The sequence below is a fragment of the Edaphovirga cremea genome, assembly GCF_003332275.1.
Lineage (GTDB): Bacteria > Pseudomonadota > Gammaproteobacteria > Enterobacterales > Enterobacteriaceae > Edaphovirga > Edaphovirga cremea.
In genome coordinates this window covers 55563-73566 of the sequence record NZ_QOVA01000005.1, presented here as the reverse complement: position 1 = coordinate 73566, position 18004 = coordinate 55563, and the positions used below count along the sequence as shown (strand labels likewise).

Sequence of the window (18004 nt, the reverse complement as noted above, 5' to 3'; positions counted from 1 at the left end):
GCTAAGGTGGGTGTCTTTTACTTTATACATGGCTATTTAAATCTCTGAAGTTTTAATTTTGAATTTGCGCGTTAAGTTTTGAATTTGCGAACTACGCTATCCACATTATTTTGGATGTTTTTTATTAGACTTGATTTTTATAACCATACTTTTCTATCCATATCCTATGCTGCGGAAGTGCTGAGTACAGCTCTTCCTGCGTGGCCATTGCCCAGTCATCCTGTTCCCAGCCAGGAAAAACCACCTCACTGATCAAACCGAAGGACTCTCCCTGTATGAGTTCAGTCGATTTCCAGCAATTCCCAGGCCCGACAAGCTGAAGCTTGTGCCCTTTATCGATATCCGGGCCTAATATATGTTTTTCTGTCCGTCCATCCGGGTGGATAAACCGATATATTAAAGGTCCCCCGGCATGAAAGAAGTGTAATATAGGCGATTGATTCTTGTGAAAGTAACCAATTGGATAATCGTCAGTCAACATATAAAAGATACAGGTTGCCAGTGCTCGGGTTCCTGAATTACTTTTTCTTTCGGTTTTTATTTTGTGGTCACTTCTAAAACACTCTTTATAAAATCCGCCTTCCTCATGCCTGACAAGAGATAAATCCTCGATTAGTTGGTCTTTATTCATTGAATAATTCCATTTAATGACATCTCAATTCTAAATTGAAAACCCCCTTATGACACCAGATGAAATATATTCCTACAGGTTCGGGTTTGTCTACGGGAAATAATGGCAATAGTGGACTGGTCGATATCCTTACCCAAGAGTCCAATAAAAATGCCCCCACATAAGTTCATTATGTGGGGGCATTACAATAATGCATGCTTCTTGCTACGTCAGGAATTAACCTGGCTTATCAGAAGTTATAGTTGAAGTTCACGCCGTACAGCATAGCCGTGCCTTCGGATTCAAACTCATAGTTAGGTAAGCCAGGCCGTACCTGCTCGCTGATATGCACTGATTGCCCGTGCATATAGGAGATACCCACATCGACAGAGGCATCGCGGTTGAAGGCGTAGGTAGTGCCTACGCTCAGCCAGAAACGATCCTGATCCGGGATGGAGATGGTACGGTTGTTTTGCGGAACCGGGCTGTCATCGAAGGCAATACCGGTACGGAAGGTCCAATTATCGTCATAATAATAGGTGGTACCCAATGCAATGCGGTATGCGTCTTTAAAGCCTTCATGTTTTTCGAACAGCGTCTGACCATTGTTGCCAGTGGCTTTCAGCTCCTGGAACTGGCTCCAACTGGTGTACGCCATGCTGTAGTGAACAGCCCACTTCGGTGCCACTTTGTGGAAAGCAGACACTTCCCACATTTCAGGCAGATTCAGGGTCAGTGAACCTGGAATGGTGTTGCCACCGGTACCGCCTAACGCGAGAGGAACATCGTTTCTATAATCCCCTTTAAAATCGATATCCACTTTGGAACGGTAAGTGAAGCCGAAACGGTTGTTCTCATCGACTTCATACAGAATACCGGCGTTCCAGCCGTAACCCCATTCGTCTCCATCCAGGTGGTGAATCATGGTGTTGGAGGAGATCAGGCCGCCAGAGCTAATCGGGCCCAACTCACCGGCGTAACGTTCAATTTTGGCCTTGGCGTAGACGGCGTCAAAACCCAGACCGAAACTGAAGTGTTGGTTCAGGCGATACGCGGCGCTCAGGTTGAAGTTACCGGTAGTGAGTTCTGTTTTACCGCCGAGGGGGCCTGCGGCATAGCTGTCATTGAAATCAGTTGCCAGACCGAAGTTGGTGGTCACCGAGGTACCAAGTGCCCACTGATCGTTAAGTGGCATAATGAAATGCAGATTGGGGATCCACTCGGAAGGCGCGATATTGTTGGCACTGGTGCTGTTGCCGGTTATTGGCGAGTTCCCGGTAATGTTAACGTCGGGATCGATATACGCCACTCCGCCCGAAAAGGAAGGACGATCGAACATGGTCATGGCTGCCGGGTTACGACTCCCGACAGTTGCGTTGTCTGCGACGGCACCTTCACCAGAGAAAGAGCGACCTAAGCCTGACACGGAATATTCGTTTAATTGAAAGCCGGCTGCATAAACGTTTGACGAGACAATTGCCACTGCAGCTGCCAGAGCTGACTTGGTAAACAGGTTTTTCTGGTTCATGACCAAAACCTCATTATATGTGTTTATCTTTTAAACAATGTTACAACGCGTAACAAGGAGCGCGGATTGTAGGGTCCGTTGACTTTCAGACAAAGCAGACCAGTGAGCGAAGTATAGGTCTGACCTGTATGAATGTTGCAAGATTGTTTATTAAATATATCCAAAATGATTCAAGAAATTAGATCTCCTTAACAAAAAAGAGCTAAATGCGATCGAACTTTTCACCTTTTACTCGGTATTGCTTATTTTTAAGTGTGATATGAGTCACTTAAAAGACCTGAAAAGAGTAAGTGCTAGTCCTGTGTCGCTGTCAGGAGTAAAATGAGCGTGGAAATCCCAAAATTTGAGCCAGATCATCATTGGCAGCTCAACTGGCTTTTGGAACTATTTAGGAGAGATATAAATGACTCACGCAATTAACAAATGTAGCGCTGAAGAAACAGCCGCCTGCTGCTGTGTAGATGTTGGTACCATCATGGATAATACCGACTGCACCGCCTCTTACAGCAGGATGTTTTCCAGCCAGGCTGAAGCGGAAGCAACATTAGCCGCGCTGACTGAGAAAGCACGCGCTGTCGAATCCGATCCTTGCGAAATTGCGCATCGTATTGAAACCGTTGAAGGTGGCGTTGAACTGACTATCGACTTCACTTTTGCCTGTGAAGCCGAAACGCTGATTTTCCAGTTGGGCCTGCGTTAATCGATTGACCCCCTTCTTTTTCACCGCCAGACTGTTTCAAATTATGTTGCTGCTGGTCTGGCGGCTGTTTACTATCTGTTAACAACTCCTCCTGTCTTAAAACTTGCTCCCGCTCTCACTTTTCTGTTTCGCTGATTGGCTAAATGTAAATATTTGGTTAACAATATCCTTATCAGGTCTGACCTGTTAATTTGCCTATTATTTATTATCCAGGCGTGGATTCTTCAGGAGCGTTTATGAGTAAGGCATTACCGTTGGTGACGCGACAGGGCGATCGTATAGCGATTGTCGATGGATTGCGCACGCCTTTTGCCAAACAGGCAACGGCTTATCATGGTATTCCCGCGGTAGAGCTAGGAAAAATGGTCGTCAGTGAATTACTGGCCCGCAGCGCCATTGATCCAAAAGTTATCGATCAGCTGGTCTTCGGCCAAGTGGTACAAATGCCAGAAGCGCCCAATATTGCGCGGGAAATTGTGCTCGGTACCGGAATGAGTGTGCATACCGACGCCTACAGCGTTTCACGCGCCTGCGCCACCAGTTTTCAGGCGGTAGCGAATGTGGCGGAAAGCATTATCGCTGGCTCGGTGTCTGTGGGCATTGCTGGCGGAGCCGACTCCTCTTCCGTACTGCCAATTGGCGTAAGCAAGGCGCTGGCCCGCACGCTGGTTGACGTCAATAAAGCCCGCACATTGTCTCAGCGACTGAAATTATTCAGTAAGCTCAAGCTGCGCGATCTCATGCCTGTGCCACCTGCCGTCGCGGAATACTCGACCGGGCTGCGCATGGGGGATACTGCCGAACAGATGGCGAAAAGCCATGGGATTACCCGTCAGCAACAGGATGAGCTTGCTCACCGTTCACATACGCTGGCGGCGGCGGCGTGGCAAAAGGGTTATTTGCAGCATGAGGTGATGACGACGCATATTCCACCGTATCGCACTGAGTTATCACAGGATAACAACGTTCGGCTGGATTCACGTTTGGATCACTATGCCAAATTGCGCCCGGCGTTTGGCCGTAAATACGGCACGGTGACCGCGGCCAACAGCACCCCGCTGACCGACGGCGCAGCCGCAGTATTGATGATGAGCGAGTCGCGGGCAGCCGAACTGGGGCTGAAACCGCTTGGCTATCTGCGCAGTTTTGCCTTTGCGGCGATTGACGTCTGGGAAGACATGCTGCTTGGCCCGGCGTATTCGACGCCGCTGGCGCTGGACCGTGCAGGGCTGACGCTGAACGATCTCGATTTGATTGATATGCACGAAGCCTTCGCAGCCCAGACGCTCGCCAACCTGAAAATGTTTGCCAGTGCGGAGTTTGCCCAACAAAAATTGGGTCGCAGCCAGGCAATCGGTGAGGTAGACAGCGAGAAATTCAACGTGCTTGGCGGTTCAATTGCCTACGGCCACCCCTTTGCGGCGACCGGCGCCCGGATGATTACCCAAACCTTGCACGAATTGCGTCGTCGGGGAGGGCGTTACGGCTTAACCACCGCTTGCGCAGCAGGTGGATTAGGCGCGGCGATGATTCTGGAGGTGGCAGAATGAGCATGAATAACGCACTGCAACCGCAAGCGGGCGCGGAAACCGCTGTACCTTCCGTTTTTCAGTTGACCCTGCGCCCTGACAATATCGGCGTGATTACCATTGATGTGCCTGATGAAAAGGTCAATACCCTCAAGGCCGAGTTTGCCGAGCAGATCGGTCAGGTATTGCAGCAGGCGCAGCGTTTACCCGGCTTGCTTGGGCTGATTATTATTTCGGGCAAGCCTGACTCTTTTATTGCCGGTGCCGATATCAGCATGATTGCCAATTGCCGCAGTGCAAAGCAGGCTACGGCGCTGGCGCGGCAGGGGCAAACCACCCTGGCTTCCCTGTCCGGATTTTCTGTCCCTATCGTTGCCGCAATCCACGGGGCCTGTCTCGGCGGTGGATTGGAACTGGCGCTGGCCTGCCATCACCGTGTTTGCTCGCTGAGCGATAAAACGGTGCTCGGTCTGCCGGAAGTCCAATTGGGACTGCTGCCGGGATCAGGCGGGACACAGCGTTTACCCCGTCTGATCGGTGCCAGCAAAGCATTGGACATGATACTGACGGGCAAGCAGATCCGTGCGCGTCAGGCGCTGAAAATGGGGCTGGTGGATGAGGCGGTGCCGCTCTCTATTTTGCTCGACACCGCAGTTGCTCGCGTTCAGAAGGGATGGCGCGCCAAACCGCGTTTACCCTGGCAGGAGCGATTGTTGAATGGTCCGCTCGGTAAAGCGCTTCTATTCAGCATTGTGCGTAAAAAGACGCTGGAAAAAACGCACGGCAATTATCCTGCTGCCGAGAAAATCATTGATGTTGTGCGCAAAGGGCTGGATGAAGGCAGCGCCAGCGGCTACGAGGCGGAAGCGCTGGCCTTTGGTGAATTGGCGATGACGCCACAGTCGGCGGCGTTACGCAGTCTGTTTTTCGCCTCAACGGCGTTGAAAAAAGAGCGTGGTGCGTCCGCCAAGCCACGGGATATCGCCCGCGTAGGCATACTGGGTGGTGGTCTGATGGGCGGCGGGATCGCCTGTGTAACCGCCACGCGCGCCGGATTGCCAGTGCGGATTAAAGATATCAATCATCAAGGCATCAGCCATGCGCTGAAATACAGCTGGGATACGCTGGACAAAAGAGTCCGTCGCAAGCGTCTGAGCGCAACAGAGCGTGGTCGCCAGATGATGTTGATCAGTGGAACCACCGACTACAGCGGGTTTGAACGGGTCGATTTGGTCATTGAAGCGGTGTTTGAAGATCTTGCGCTGAAACAGAAAATGGTTGCCGAAGTGGAGCAATACGCCTCGCCGCAGACAATTTTTGCTTCCAATACTTCATCATTGCCTATCGGTCAGATTGCGGAAAAAGCCCAGCGACCGGAACAGGTGATTGGACTCCACTATTTCAGCCCGGTTGACAAAATGCCGCTGGTTGAAGTGATTCCTCATGCAGGAACCAGTGCTGAAACGATTTCTACAACCGTTGCCTTGGCGCAAAAACAGGGCAAAACAGCGATAGTTGTCGCGGACAAGGCCGGTTTCTACGTCAACCGGATCCTGGCACCTTATATGAATGAGGCCGCGCGTTGCCTGCTCGAAGGCGAACCGATTGAGCATATCGACAAAGCGCTGGTGGAGTTCGGTTTCCCGGTGGGACCGATCACGCTGCTGGATGAAGTAGGGATTGATATTGGTACCAAAATCATGCCGATTCTGGTCAAGGAGCTGGGGCCACGTTTTGCCTCTCCCGACGCGTTTGACGCATTGCTGAAAGATGGACGTAAAGGGCGCAAGAATGGTCGCGGGTTCTATCTTTATGCTGCCACCGGTAAAAACGACAAGCAGAAAAAGGTTGATACCAGCGTTTATACGCTGCTGGGCGTTATCCCCAATACGACACTGAAAAGCAGCGCCGTGGCAGAACGTTGTGTGATGATGATGCTGAATGAAGCGGTACGTTGCCTTGATGAAGGGGTGATTCGCAGCCCACGGGACGGCGATATCGGTGCTGTATTTGGCATTGGTTTCCCACCATTCCTCGGCGGGCCATTCCGCTACCTCGACAGACTTGGCGCAACGCAGGCCGTAGCGCAATTGAGTCTTCTGCAGCAGCAATATGGTGAACGTTTTGCACCTTGTGAAAGATTGCAGCAGATGGCAGAACAACAGGAACTTTTTTATCCACCGATTGTTGACAAGGAGTGACAACTTGCTGATTGATTTGTGAAAAAGCGCAGTGGCTGGCGGAATGTTCTGTGATCACGATCACCGCCTGTGATCATCTTGTTGGTGGGGGCTATACAGGGTGAGAGGGCGGATGTAACGTACCTCTGACGTTATTAAGGACAATGCGCTTTTTTTACAAAACTTAAGTTATGGCTTAAAGTCTAAATAACGTCTTGATTAGGTTAATAAGTGAACAGAATAGTTCGCTGGATCACAAGTGTGATGTAAAAAACAGCGTTTCCTTTACCTGAACTTTCAGGCAAAATGCCCGGCCGCCATGAAGAGACGGCGCGTTATCATTATTGAGTGACCTGATGCTCCCCATCAGGAAATCGGTGATACAGCACGCGACGCGTTTCTGTATGGTGTTATTTTGTCAACAAAAGCGGTGCAATATGCAAGTTTTGATTATGCGTCATGGTGATGCGGCTCTCGAAGCAGCAAGTGATTCGCTGAGGCCACTGACCCAGTGTGGCCGTGATGAGTCCCTGCAAATGGCGATATGGCTGAATGCCAAGTCGGTGGGTATAGGTGGCGTACCGGATATCTATCATGTAAAGGATATTGATCGCGTATTGGTGAGTCCTTACCTGCGCGCTGAACAGACGCTGCAAACCGTGCGCGGCGCGCTGACGTTGCCAGATGAAGAAGATATTTTGCCGGAACTGACACCGGGCGGGGATACTGCACTGGTCGCTGCCTACTTGCAGGCGCTGGCGAAAGAGGGAACCTCCGCTGCACTTGTGGTCTCGCATTTACCGCTGGTTGGCTATCTGGTTGCCGATCTCTGTCCGGGGGAATGTGCGCCAATGTTTGCCACCTCAGCCATCGCCAGCGTGGAGCTTGATGCTGAAAGTGGTCAAGGTAAGTATGAATGGCAGATCAGCCCTACCAAGATTATGGCTAAAGTCGTCTGACAGGCTCTGCAGGAGGTACCGATTTCTGTACCTCCGCCTGCCACTGAACGCCTTGCCTCTTTTCTTTCACATCAACTGTTCATCCAGATCAACTATTCGTCCAGATCAACTACTCGTCCAGATCAATCAAAACCAGCAGCGCGGCGCTACCGCCAAACTCTTTGGGCGCCTGATGAAAAGCCTGAACGTCGGGGTGTTGCGCCAGCCATAGTGGTGTTTGCTGCTTGAGGACATGCTTGCCGTGGCCATGCATCACGCAGGCGCAGTGAACGTGTTCCCGACGGCAGGCCGCGACCAGCGCCCCCAATTCCTGTTTGGCTTCCAGTTGCGTCAATCCATGCAAATCTAAAAACAGATCCGGTGTGTAATCGCCCCGGCGCAGTTTCTTGGCTTCAAAGTGATTGATATCAGGACGGACATAACGGGTTGGCCCCTCCGTCTCCAGCAGGGGCTGGAATTCGTCTGAAAAATAGTAACTGGCATCCACCTGTTCCTGTAAAAGCCGCTTTGGCGCGATCTCTTTTTTCACCCTCTTATGCATCACAGGATGCCTGACGGTGTCATTTTTCAACTTTTTTGTGCCAGCAATCGATTCGCGAAAAAGCTGCAATTCCTCTTTACTCAGCGGATGTCGGTTCTTCATTCTTCATTCGTCACAGATGATTCATGTTCACAGTTTACCTGTTCAGTATTTGCTGTCTAAACAAATGTCCTTTTAGGGTGTATAACCCGCAATATCGCGCTTATTACCAACTGTGCGGTTAGCTACTGCTTTGTGGTCATCTTCATGGCAAACTATGCGGTAAATTCCCCTGTGAAGAGCGTGCCAGTTGGAAAGTAAAATAGACAAAATTTTCGTCGACGAAGCAGTGAGCGAACTGCATACCATTCAAGATATGCTGCGTTGGGCCGTCAGCCGTTTTAATGCCGCCAATGTTTTTTATGGTCACGGAACCGATAATGCCTGGGACGAAGCGGTGCAACTGGTACTGCCGAGCGTCTTTTTGCCGATGGATATCCCTGAAGATATGCGCACTGCGCGTCTGACTTCCAGCGAGCGTCACCGCATTGTTGAGCGCGTTATCCGTCGCGTGAATGAGCGTATTCCGGTTGCCTACCTGACCAATAAAGCCTGGTTCTGCGGTTTGGAGTTCTATGTTGATGAACGGGTTCTGGTTCCACGTTCGCCGATTGGTGAACTGATCGACAACCGTTTCAGCGGGCTGATCGCCGAAAATCCCACGCATATTCTCGATATGTGCACCGGCAGTGGCTGTATCGCCATCGCCTGCGGTTACGCTTTCCCGGATGCGGAAGTGGACGCCGTCGATATCTCCAGTGACGTACTGGCCGTCGCCGAGCGCAATATCCAGGAGCATGGTGTAGAGAATCAGGTTACGCCCATCCGTTCCGATCTGTTCCGCGAATTGCCAAAGCTGCAATACGATCTGATCGTCACCAATCCTCCGTATGTCGATGAAGAAGATATGTCTGATTTGCCGCAGGAGTTCCGTTTCGAACCGGAGCTGGGTTTGGCGGCAGGCAGCGATGGGCTGAAACTGGCGCGTCGCATACTGGCCTGTGCGCCGGACTATCTCAGCGATCGCGGCGTGTTGATTTGTGAAGTCGGTAACAGCATGGTACATCTGATGGAACAATATCCGGATATTCCGTTCACCTGGCTGGAGTTTGAAAACGGTGGTGACGGGGTCTTCATGCTGACCAAACAGCAATTGTTGCAATGCCATGAGCATTTCAGCATCTATATCGACTGAGAACGTAAAGTATAACGGTAAGGAGCCGTAATGGCAGGCAACAGCATTGGGCAGTTTTTCCGCGTTACCACCTTCGGTGAGTCTCACGGAGTGGCGCTGGGATGTATTATCGACGGTGTTCCGCCGGGAATTCCGATCACTGAAGCCGATTTGCAGGTCGATCTGGATCGTCGTCGTCCCGGTACGTCGCGTTATACCACGCAGCGTCGGGAAGCCGATCAGGTAAAAATCCTGTCTGGCGTCTTTGAAGGTGTCACGACGGGCACCAGCATCGGTCTGTTGATTGAAAATACCGATCAGCGTTCGCAGGACTACAGCGCGATTAAAGATGTCTTCCGTCCCGGTCATGCCGATTACACCTACGAGCAGAAATTCGGTGTGCGTGATTATCGTGGTGGAGGCCGTTCTTCGGCGCGTGAAACTGCCATGCGCGTTGCCGCGGGTGCGATTGCCAAGAAATACCTGCAACTCAAATTCGGTGTAAAAGTGCGCGGTTATCTGGCGCAGATGGGTGACATCAGTTGCGAACTGAAGGATTGGGATCACGTCGAGCAGAACCCGTTTTTCTGTCCAGACCCCGATAAACTGGAGGAACTGGATGCGCTGATGCGCGAACTGAAAAAAGCCGGGGATTCCATTGGCGCGAAAGTGACGGTCATTGCCGATAACGTCCCGGCGGGATTGGGTGAACCGGTCTTCGATCGTCTCGATGCCGATCTGGCACATGCGCTGATGAGCATCAATGCGGTCAAAGGCGTCGAGATCGGTGACGGTTTTGGCGTTGTGACGTTGCGTGGCAGCGAAAATCGTGACGAAATTACCCCGCAAGGTTTCCAGAGCAATCATGCCGGTGGCATTCTCGGCGGGATCAGCAGTGGTCAGCCGGTGATCGCGCATGTGGCAATGAAACCGACTTCCAGCATTATGGTTCCAGGCCGCACGATTAATCGTGAAGGTGAGCAGGTTGAGATGGTGACCCGTGGCCGCCACGATCCTTGCGTGGGTATCCGGGCGGTACCGATTGCGGAAGCCATGATGGCCATAGTCTTGATGGATCATCTGCTGCGCCAGCGTGCGCAGTGTGGCGATGTCGTTTCAGAGGTTCCGCGCTGGTAAGCCCTGCGTGGGCTTATCCGTTGTTGAAAAAACCAGTCGCCAACAAAGAGAGTCGTTGGCAAAACCAGTCTCTGGCAAACAAATCGTTGGTAAATAAGTTTAATGAAGAAAGTCATTACGGGCCTGTTGGCCCTGATTGTTTCATTCTCTGCCTCAGCATTGACGCCATGGCAGAAAATTAACCATCCGGTCGCGGGGTCACCGCAGGCCATCGGCGGTTTTGCCAATGGATGTATCGTGGGGGCGCAGCCATTGCCTCTGCAATCGCCAGATTATCAGATAATGCGAACCGATCAGCGCCGCTATTTTGGTCACCCTGATTTGCTGGCGTTCATCAAGCGCCTGAGTAGCCAGGCGAATCAGCAGAATCTGGGCAACGTGCTGATTGGTGACATGGGCATGGCCGCAGGCGGTCGTTTCAGCAGCGGTCACGCCAGCCATCAGTCAGGTCTGGATGTCGATATCTGGTTGCAACTTCCTACGCAACGCTGGAGCCAGCAACAACTGCTCAAACCGCAACCTATCGATCTGGTTAACGCCGACGGCAAGCAGGTCGTGACGCGACTGTGGCAGCCGCAGGTGGGTCAACTGATTAAGATAGCGGCAGAAGACAGTCAGGTGACGCGTATTTTTGTTAATCCGGCGATTAAACAGCAGTTGTGTGTCACCGCCGGTGTCGATCGTGGCTGGTTACACAAGGTTCGCCCCTGGTTTGGTCATCGTGCGCATATGCATGTACGTTTGCGTTGCCCGCCGGGTAGCCTTGAATGTGAAGATCAGGCCCCCCCACCGCCAGGCGATGGCTGTGGGGCTGAGCTGACCAGTTGGTTCCAGCCGCATCAACCGAGTGCCAAGCCGGGTAAATCCGTGCCGCCACCTCTGCATCCATCGTGTCAGGCGCTGCTGGATAATCATTTCGGAGAATAAATGAACATGGAATGGTTTACCGTAGGTCCCGAGATACTCGGGATCTTGTTTGTTGTGAGTTTGTTGGCGGGTTTTATTGATTCAATTGCGGGTGGTGGTGGATTGCTGGCAGTGCCTGCTCTTCTTGCTGTGGGGATCCCGCCCGCCCAGGCGTTGGCGACCAATAAACTCCAGTCGGTTGGTGGCTCATTTTCAGCCAGCCTCTATTTTATCCGCCGTGGTGCCGTCAATCTCAGCGAGCAGAAACTCACGATCGCGCTCACTTTTGTGGGGGGGGTGGCAGGTGCCATTCTGGTTCAGCATATCCGGGCCGATGTGCTGAGGCAGGTCCTGCCGATTCTGGTGATTGGCATCGGTCTCTATTTCCTGTTCACGCCTCGTCTGGGGGAAAACGATCGCCAGCGCCGTCTCGCAGCCGTGCCGTTTGCGTTTATTGGCGGTGGCTGCATAGGATTTTATGACGGATTTTTCGGCCCCGGTGCCGGATCGTTTTATGCGCTTGCCTTTGTCACCCTCTGTGGCTTCAATCTGGCAAAATCTACCGCGCATGCCAAAGTGCTGAACTTTACCTCCAATCTGGGCAGTCTGTTGTTTTTTATTCTTGGCGGCAAAGTGTTGTGGGGGATTGGGTTAGTGATGCTGGTTGGGCAGGTCCTGGGTGCCCGTCTGGGTGCGCAGATGGTACTGACCAAAGGTCAGCGAATGATCCGGCCGATGATCGTGATGGTCTCTTTTGTGATGAGCTGCAAGCTGCTTTATGACAATCACGGAACAGAGATTTATCAGTGGATTAACATGCATATCTAACGACTATCAGAACCGCTGACGTGCTGAACACCCCTCGCAAGTGGGGTGGCTAATGCAGTATGATATTGTTTAACCACTACATTTGCAGGGTTATTTCCCAGCAACAGACTCAGCTATTTAAGACGCAGCGAATCATGCAAACAACTCAACAAGAAACACATCATTATCAGCAACTGATCGATATTTTTGACGGTTGTTTCAGCCAGGATTTCAATACCCGCCTGATCAAAGGTGACGATGAGCCGATCTATCTGCCCGCCGATGACGAACTGCCTTTTCATCGCATCGTTTTTGCCCATGGCTATTATGCCAGCGCGATGCATGAAATCTCCCATTGGTGTATTGCGGGTGAAGCGCGCCGTCAGTTAGTCGATTTCGGTTACTGGTACTGCCCGGATGGACGGGATGCGGCGACGCAAAGCCAGTTCGAAATCGTCGAAATCAAACCCCAGGCGCTTGAATGGATGTTCTGCGCCGCTGCGGGTTTCACGTTTAACGTCAGCTGTGACAATCTCAGTGGTGATTGTGAACCCGATCGCATCACGTTTCAGCGCAAGGTCCGTGAGCAGGTGCTTCGTCATCTTGCACAAGGTGTTCCTGAACGACCAGCGCGCTTTATTAATGCGTTACAATTGTTTTACAATACGCCACCGTTGGCGGCTGAGAACTTCCCCTATCCCGAAGATTTCCAGTAGCGCCAGAAGACCCTATTTGTAGAGGAAGATTGATGATCGCTGAATTCGAGGCGCGTATTTTAGCGCTGATAGATGACATGGTGGAGAGCGCCAGTGATGACGAACTGTTTGCGGGCGGCTATCTGCGTGGTCATCTGACCTTGGCGGTGGCCGAGGCTGAAGAAAATGGCGAGCACACGACAGAAGCACTGAAACGTCGGGCTGAAATCAGTCTGGATAAAGCGATTAATGCGGGCGAACTGTCCCCACGCGATCAGGCGTTGGTGAGGGATATGTGGGAAAACCTCTACCAGACTGCCCAGAACAAATTCTGACAAACGGGCCTCTTTTCAGAGGCCGTTTTTTCTCGAGTTACAGCACCCCATCAACGAATTATTCCTTCCATTAAACCGGGCGGCTTTTCAGCAATTTTCTGATCCACAGGCGGTTGGGATTCAGCGCGTGCAGAATGGCGGTTGAACACGGTTGGGGTTCAGCAAAAATCTGTGCGGCGAGGATCTCTGCGGCCAGCGGTGCAGAGCTTAAACCGCGTGAACCGAGCGCGCCTATGACAAACAGATTGCGCAATACAGGTGCAGATTGAATCGGCAGGCCGCGTTTTATTTGCCGTGGAAGATCCTCATACTGCGCCAACGTTGCAGCATAATCCGGGACGGAACCCAGCATCGGTAAATGGTCGCGGGTCGCGCAACGAACGCCACTGCGTGCCTGTCCCGCACTGACATCAATATGCGTCGGCCACTCCTGGTTTGGCAGGCAATCGATCAGGCGCTGGCGGTTCTGCTGCTGTTCAGAATCACGGTAGTCAGTTTCCGTCTCTCCCCGCTGATAGCTGGCGCCGATGCAATGTTGCTGGGTCGCAGGATTCATCGGCGTCAGATAGCCGTCGTAACAGAGTACCTGCTTGAGTTGCCGTATTTCGCCATTGGCAGGAATATGGGATACCTGACCGCGTACCGGATAAACCGGCAGCTTTTCGCTCTGGATAAATGCGCCAAGCTGATGTCCATTCGCCAGAATCACCGTCGGGTGGAGGGTCTGCTGACCGTTGCTGAAATCCAGCGTCCAACCGCCATCATTACGCGCTGAGAGTTGTTGCAACGAATAGTCAGCATGGTAGATGAGACCCTGATCCTGAAGTTTTCTCAACAGGGCTCGGGTCAATTGCTGTGGTGATAACCAGCCTCCCAGCGGATAACCCAGACCGCCGAATCCGCACGGCAAACCCGTCTCCTGATCCATTTCAGCAGCGGTTTTCGCGCTAACCAGTCCGTCCGGCCAGTCACCTGACAGGATCCGCGCGATTTTTCTGCCGCTCTTCTCGTCATATCCCAATTGGCTGACGCCGCACCATTGATGGTCAAATTCAAGACCTGCATCAGCAAGTTGCTGATACTGCCTTTGCGCAAAGGTAAACGCGCAGGCAAAGAAATCTTCCAACGCATCATGTTTGCCATTAAGCAGCGGATACACCGCGCCCTGACGATTGCCAGATGCACCTTCTGCGGCATGGCTATCTGCGCAATAGAGTGTCACTTTCGCCCCACGGCGTAATAGCGCCGACGCGGTGAGAACACTGGCGATGCCGCCGCCAATAATGGCAATATCCAGCGGTTGTTGCGCGGCAGGGCGCACATACCAGGGCGCGGGATCGGTCAGTGTGGGCGGGACATCCAGAACACCGGCGAGCATTTCACGCTTCTGACCAAAACCTCTCACCTTTGCGGCGGTAAAACCGGCCTGTTGCAGTCCACGCCGGACAAAACCGGCGGCGGTGAAGGTTGCAAATGTGCCGCCGGGACGAGCGAGGCGCGCCATGGCAGCAAACAACGTTTCGGACCACATATCTGGATTTTTCGACGGGGCAAAGCCATCGAGAAACCATGCATCCACCTGATTCTCCAAACTTACATCACATTCAGGAAGCAAGGTATTGACGTCACCAAACCATAAATCCAGCGTAACGGCGCCGTTAGCCAATATCAGGCGGTGGCATCCGGCAAAAGGCAACGGCCACTGACGGCGAAGCGCATCGGCATATTCCGCCAATTCTGGCCAATGCGCGAGTGCTGCGCCGAGATCGTCCGCCTGCAGCGGGAATTTTTCGAAGCTGATAAAATGCAGTCTTTTCAGGGTAGCTTCCGGCTCCTGCTGGCGAAAACGATCAAAAGCCTGCCACAGCGTAAGGAAGTTCAGCCCGGTACCAAAACCAGTCTCTGCTACGATACATAAAGGGCGAGGGTGATCGCTGAAACGGGCCGGAAAATGATTACAATGCAAAAAAACGTGGCGTGTCTCTTCGAGCCCATCCTCATTTGAAAAATAGATGTCACCAAAATGTTGGGATACAGGTGTACCCTGATCGTTCCAACTCAGAGATGCGCTTTGGATGGGGGGCTGTTTCACAGGAAATACTCTTGATTCAAGGGTTCCAGCGATTTTATCCCTCTAGCGGCAGAGGAGCAAATTTGCTTCTGAAACAGATCTCATTGCTGATCGGACTTGTTCGGCGTACAACTGTACGCTAAAGTGCGAGGCAAAATCCCGAGTATAAAAGTGGAAGAGGTATTAAATGAAACGTGCAGTGATTACTGGCCTAGGCATCGTCTCTAGCATTGGTAATAACCAGCAGGAAGTTTTGGCATCTCTGAAAGAAGGGCGTTCAGGGATCACTTTCTCGCAAGAATTGAAAGATGCGGGCATGCGTAGTCACGTTTGGGGCGACGTTAAGGGGATAGATCCCAAAGATCTGATTGACCGCAAAGTCTTGCGTTTCATGAGTGATGCCTCTATCTACGCTTATATTTCCATGCAGCAAGCGATTGACGATTCCGGTCTGACGGATGAACAAGTCTCCAACGAACGCACCGGCCTTATCGCTGGCTCTGGTGGCGGCTCTCCGCGCAATCAGGTTGCAGGTTCTGACGGCATGCGTGCCAAGGGCTTGAAAGGCGTCGGCCCTTACATGGTGACCAAAGCCATGGCGTCCGGTGTCTCTGCTTGTCTCGCCACGCCATTTAAAATCCGTGGCGTCAACTACTCCATCAGCTCTGCCTGTGCGACCTCTGCGCACTGTATCGGCAACGCGGTTGAGATGATCCAACTGGGCAAACAGGACGTGGTTTTTGCTGGCGGCGGTGAAGAACTGTGCTGGGAAATGGCCTGTGAATTCGACGCCATGGGCGCGCTGTCCACAAAATATAACGACACCCCGGAAAAAGCCTCCCGTACTTACGATCAGGATCGCGATGGATTTGTTATCGCTGGCGGCGGCGGTATGGTGGTGGTTGAAGAACTGGAACACGCACTGGCGCGTGGCGCACATATTTATGCCGAAATCATCGGTTACGGTGCGACATCTGACGGCGCTGACATGGTTGCCCCTTCAGGTGAAGGCGCGGTTCGCTGCATGAAAATGGCGATGAACGGCGTGGATACCCCGATTGATTACGTGAACGTGCACGGCACCTCAACGCCAATCGGTGATGTCAAAGAACTGGGTGCCATCCGTGAAGTATTCGGTGATAACACACCCGCGCTCTCCTCAACCAAAGCCATGACGGGTCACTCTTTGGGTGCCGCCGGTGTGCAGGAAGCGATTTATAGCCTGCTGATGCTGGAGCACGGTTTCGTCACGCCGAGCATCAACATCGAGAATCTCGATGAGCAAGCGGCAGGAATGAACATCATTACCAAAACCACGCAGAGCGATTTGAACACGGTGATGTCCAACAGCTTTGGCTTTGGCGGCACCAACGCAACCTTGGTTATGCGCAAGTTCAAGCAGTAAGTTTATCGCTGTGCATTGATTGTCAGGCCCGCCGCGAGCGGGCTTTTTTACGTCCATGGCGTCGCACCGCAACCGATGATTTCGGCATAAATATTTGCACCATAAGCCGTCAATAACCCTGATTTTATGCCAATGAAGATCGGGTTGAGTGACGGGATCTTCTGACATTCTTGGTATAGATAGCCGGGAATAAATTGACTGGAGTAAATTGAGCCGCTGCGCTAACGTTTGCCCCCATAAAAACCTTCTGTAGGGTCATCTAAAAACTATGATAGTTGCTGCACTTAAGACGCTGGGTAAACCCTTCCTGAAAGATCGTCTGCTGCATGTGTTATTGCTGGTGGGCGTGATACTCACCGTTTTTCGTTTATCGCTGGTGAAGGAGTTTGCGAGTTTTGTTGATTGGACGACCATCATTACCTTGCTTGGGCTGATGCTATTGACGAAGGGGGTGGAAGTCAGCGGCTATTTTGATTTCATAGGTCGTCGGATTCTTAACGGCTTACGTAGCGAACGTAAACTGGCGTTATTTCTGGTTTCCGCTGCGGCGCTGTTGTCGACTTTTCTGACCAACGATGTGGCCCTGTTTATTGTTATTCCGCTAACGATGACGCTGAAGAAACTCTCTTCGCTCCCGGTTACCCGACTGATTATTTTTGAAGCACTGGCGGTCAATGCCGGTTCTCTGCTGACGCCGATCGGTAACCCGCAGAATATTTTGCTGTGGAGTAAATCCGGTCTGTCGTTTATGGCTTTCATTGCGCAAATGACTCCCCTTATGTTGGCGATGGTCACAACCTTATTGCTGGTGACCTGGTTGAGTTTCCCGGCACAGGAGATCCAGAAAAAAGCCGATACGCAAGGCTATCCCTACCAGAAACGTTTGCTGATCGGTTGCGTTGTGTTGTACATCCTGTTCATCGCCTGTGTGGATCTGGGCGTGGCTATTTACGGATTGCTGGCAGTGTTTGTTGGCTTCCTGATTGTTGAGCGCCGGGTGCTATTGCATATCGACTGGAGCCTGATTTTTGTTTTTATCGTGATGTTTATTGATGTCAGACTCATTGTCACCCTGGCCCCTTTGCAACCGCTGTTCGCAGAAATTGCCCACCTGTCGCCGCCGGGAATCTTTGCCCTGGGAATCGGCCTGTCGCAAATCATCAGTAACGTACCGGCGACGATTTTGATGATGAATTATCTGCCTTCAAGTGCGCTGATCGCTTATGCGGTAAATATCGGCGGTTACGGTCTGGCAATAGGATCGCTGGCGAATCTGATTGCATTGAGAATGGCTAACGATCGTCGCATCTGGCTGAAGTTCCACTATTATTCCCTGCCGTTTCTCGCGTGGGGCGCGCTGGTGGGCTGGTTACTGCTCAGCCTGTAAG

Annotated in this window: 16 protein-coding genes; 12 read left to right on the top strand and 4 right to left on the bottom strand. The window is 52.0% G+C overall.

Annotated elements, in window-relative coordinates:
• Positions 1–124 precede the first annotated feature (124 nt).
• Both DRI82_RS08945 and fadL read right to left on the bottom strand, forming a co-directional pair.
• On the bottom strand, positions 125–631 hold the full coding sequence (locus tag DRI82_RS08945; protein ID WP_114193163.1) for a cupin domain-containing protein: 507 nt from the start codon (positions 629–631) through the stop codon (positions 125–127).
• A 229-nt stretch (positions 632–860) separates the two neighbouring features.
• The gene (gene fadL / locus DRI82_RS08940) at positions 861–2138 is read right to left on the bottom strand and encodes a long-chain fatty acid transporter FadL (RefSeq protein ID WP_114193162.1); all 1278 of its coding nucleotides are present in this window, start codon (positions 2136–2138) and stop codon (positions 861–863) included.
• A gap of 403 nt (positions 2139–2541) precedes the next feature.
• On the opposite strand from fadL, the gene DRI82_RS08935 reads away from it, so the two are divergent.
• From DRI82_RS08935 to sixA, 4 genes are all read left to right on the top strand, one after another.
• Complete coding sequence (locus DRI82_RS08935) at positions 2542–2838, top strand: YfcZ/YiiS family protein (protein WP_114193161.1); 297 nt, start codon at positions 2542–2544, stop codon at positions 2836–2838.
• Between the two features lie 236 nt (positions 2839–3074).
• Positions 3075–4388 carry an acetyl-CoA C-acyltransferase FadI gene (gene fadI / locus DRI82_RS08930; protein WP_114193160.1) on the top strand — a complete coding sequence of 438 codons (1314 nt, stop codon included), beginning with the start codon at positions 3075–3077 and terminating at the stop codon, positions 4386–4388.
• On the top strand, positions 4385–6568 hold the full coding sequence (fadJ, locus tag DRI82_RS08925) for a fatty acid oxidation complex subunit alpha FadJ (protein ID WP_114193159.1): 2184 nt from the start codon (positions 4385–4387) through the stop codon (positions 6566–6568). Before fadI ends, fadJ begins: the two co-directional genes overlap by 4 nt.
• A 416-nt stretch (positions 6569–6984) precedes the next feature.
• Complete coding sequence (gene sixA, locus DRI82_RS08920) at positions 6985–7506, top strand: phosphohistidine phosphatase SixA (RefSeq protein ID WP_114193158.1); 522 nt, start codon at positions 6985–6987, stop codon at positions 7504–7506.
• Positions 7507–7615: 109 nt separating this feature from the next.
• Here the strand turns inward: sixA and smrB are convergent, their stop codons facing one another.
• Positions 7616–8149 carry an endonuclease SmrB gene (gene smrB / locus DRI82_RS08915; protein WP_114193157.1) on the bottom strand — a complete coding sequence of 178 codons (534 nt, stop codon included), beginning with the start codon at positions 8147–8149 and terminating at the stop codon, positions 7616–7618.
• 199 nt (positions 8150–8348) lie between these two features.
• Between smrB and prmB the strand changes: the two genes are divergently transcribed.
• The 6 genes from prmB to DRI82_RS08885 all read left to right on the top strand — a co-directional run bounded on the left by prmB (position 8349) and on the right by DRI82_RS08885 (position 13140).
• On the top strand, positions 8349–9281 hold the full coding sequence (gene prmB / locus DRI82_RS08910; protein WP_114193389.1) for a 50S ribosomal protein L3 N(5)-glutamine methyltransferase: 933 nt from the start codon (positions 8349–8351) through the stop codon (positions 9279–9281).
• Between the two features lie 30 nt (positions 9282–9311).
• Entirely contained in the window at positions 9312–10397 is a 1086-nt protein-coding gene (gene aroC / locus DRI82_RS08905; RefSeq protein ID WP_114193156.1) for a chorismate synthase, read from the top strand.
• A 102-nt stretch (positions 10398–10499) separates the two neighbouring features.
• On the top strand, positions 10500–11324 hold the full coding sequence (gene mepA / locus DRI82_RS08900) for a penicillin-insensitive murein endopeptidase (protein ID WP_114193155.1): 825 nt from the start codon (positions 10500–10502) through the stop codon (positions 11322–11324).
• Positions 11325–11330: 6 nt separating this feature from the next.
• Positions 11331–12131: a sulfite exporter TauE/SafE family protein gene (locus DRI82_RS08895; protein WP_114193388.1), complete on the top strand. Its 801-nt coding sequence runs from the start codon at positions 11331–11333 to the stop codon at positions 12129–12131.
• Between the two features lie 134 nt (positions 12132–12265).
• Positions 12266–12826 carry an elongation factor P hydroxylase gene (locus DRI82_RS08890; protein ID WP_114193154.1) on the top strand — a complete coding sequence of 187 codons (561 nt, stop codon included), beginning with the start codon at positions 12266–12268 and terminating at the stop codon, positions 12824–12826.
• Positions 12827–12858: 32 nt separating this feature from the next.
• A complete protein-coding gene (locus DRI82_RS08885; protein WP_114193153.1) occupies positions 12859–13140 on the top strand; it encodes a YfcL family protein in 282 nt (93 codons plus the stop codon).
• Between the two features lie 70 nt (positions 13141–13210).
• Here DRI82_RS08885 and mnmC read toward each other — a convergent pair whose 3' ends face one another.
• Entirely contained in the window at positions 13211–15232 is a 2022-nt protein-coding gene (mnmC, locus tag DRI82_RS08880) for a bifunctional tRNA (5-methylaminomethyl-2-thiouridine)(34)-methyltransferase MnmC2/FAD-dependent 5-carboxymethylaminomethyl-2-thiouridine(34) oxidoreductase MnmC1 (RefSeq protein WP_114193152.1), read from the bottom strand.
• Between the two features lie 166 nt (positions 15233–15398).
• Between mnmC and fabB the strand changes: the two genes are divergently transcribed.
• Positions 15399–16616, top strand: a complete 1218-nt coding sequence (gene fabB / locus DRI82_RS08875; RefSeq protein WP_114193151.1) for a beta-ketoacyl-ACP synthase I — start codon at positions 15399–15401, stop codon at positions 16614–16616.
• 268 nt (positions 16617–16884) lie between these two features.
• Positions 16885–18003, top strand: a complete 1119-nt coding sequence (locus DRI82_RS08870; RefSeq protein ID WP_114193150.1) for an SLC13 family permease — start codon at positions 16885–16887, stop codon at positions 18001–18003.
• Position 18004: the final 1 nt, after the last annotated feature.

Bases quoted from the DNA above. Each gene is read 5' to 3' on its own strand.
- sixA (WP_114193158.1), top strand. From the start codon at position 6,985: ATGCAAGTTTTGATTATGCGTCATGGTGATGCGGCTCTCGAAGCAGCA.
- fabB (WP_114193151.1), top strand. From the start codon at position 15,399: ATGAAACGTGCAGTGATTACTGGCCTAGGCATCGTCTCTAGCATTGGT.
- DRI82_RS08935 (WP_114193161.1), top strand. From the start codon at position 2,542: ATGACTCACGCAATTAACAAATGTAGCGCTGAAGAAACAGCCGCCTGC.
- aroC (WP_114193156.1), top strand. From the start codon at position 9,312: ATGGCAGGCAACAGCATTGGGCAGTTTTTCCGCGTTACCACCTTCGGT.
- DRI82_RS08945 (WP_114193163.1), bottom strand. From the start codon at position 631: ATGAATAAAGACCAACTAATCGAGGATTTATCTCTTGTCAGGCATGAG.
- fadL (WP_114193162.1), bottom strand. From the start codon at position 2,138: ATGAACCAGAAAAACCTGTTTACCAAGTCAGCTCTGGCAGCTGCAGTG.
- fadI (WP_114193160.1), top strand. From the start codon at position 3,075: ATGAGTAAGGCATTACCGTTGGTGACGCGACAGGGCGATCGTATAGCG.
- DRI82_RS08885 (WP_114193153.1), top strand. From the start codon at position 12,859: ATGATCGCTGAATTCGAGGCGCGTATTTTAGCGCTGATAGATGACATG.
- fadJ (WP_114193159.1), top strand. From the start codon at position 4,385: ATGAGCATGAATAACGCACTGCAACCGCAAGCGGGCGCGGAAACCGCT.
- smrB (WP_114193157.1), bottom strand. From the start codon at position 8,149: ATGAAGAACCGACATCCGCTGAGTAAAGAGGAATTGCAGCTTTTTCGC.
- DRI82_RS08870 (WP_114193150.1), top strand. From the start codon at position 16,885: ATGATAGTTGCTGCACTTAAGACGCTGGGTAAACCCTTCCTGAAAGAT.
- mepA (WP_114193155.1), top strand. From the start codon at position 10,500: ATGAAGAAAGTCATTACGGGCCTGTTGGCCCTGATTGTTTCATTCTCT.
- DRI82_RS08890 (WP_114193154.1), top strand. From the start codon at position 12,266: ATGCAAACAACTCAACAAGAAACACATCATTATCAGCAACTGATCGAT.
- DRI82_RS08895 (WP_114193388.1), top strand. From the start codon at position 11,331: ATGGAATGGTTTACCGTAGGTCCCGAGATACTCGGGATCTTGTTTGTT.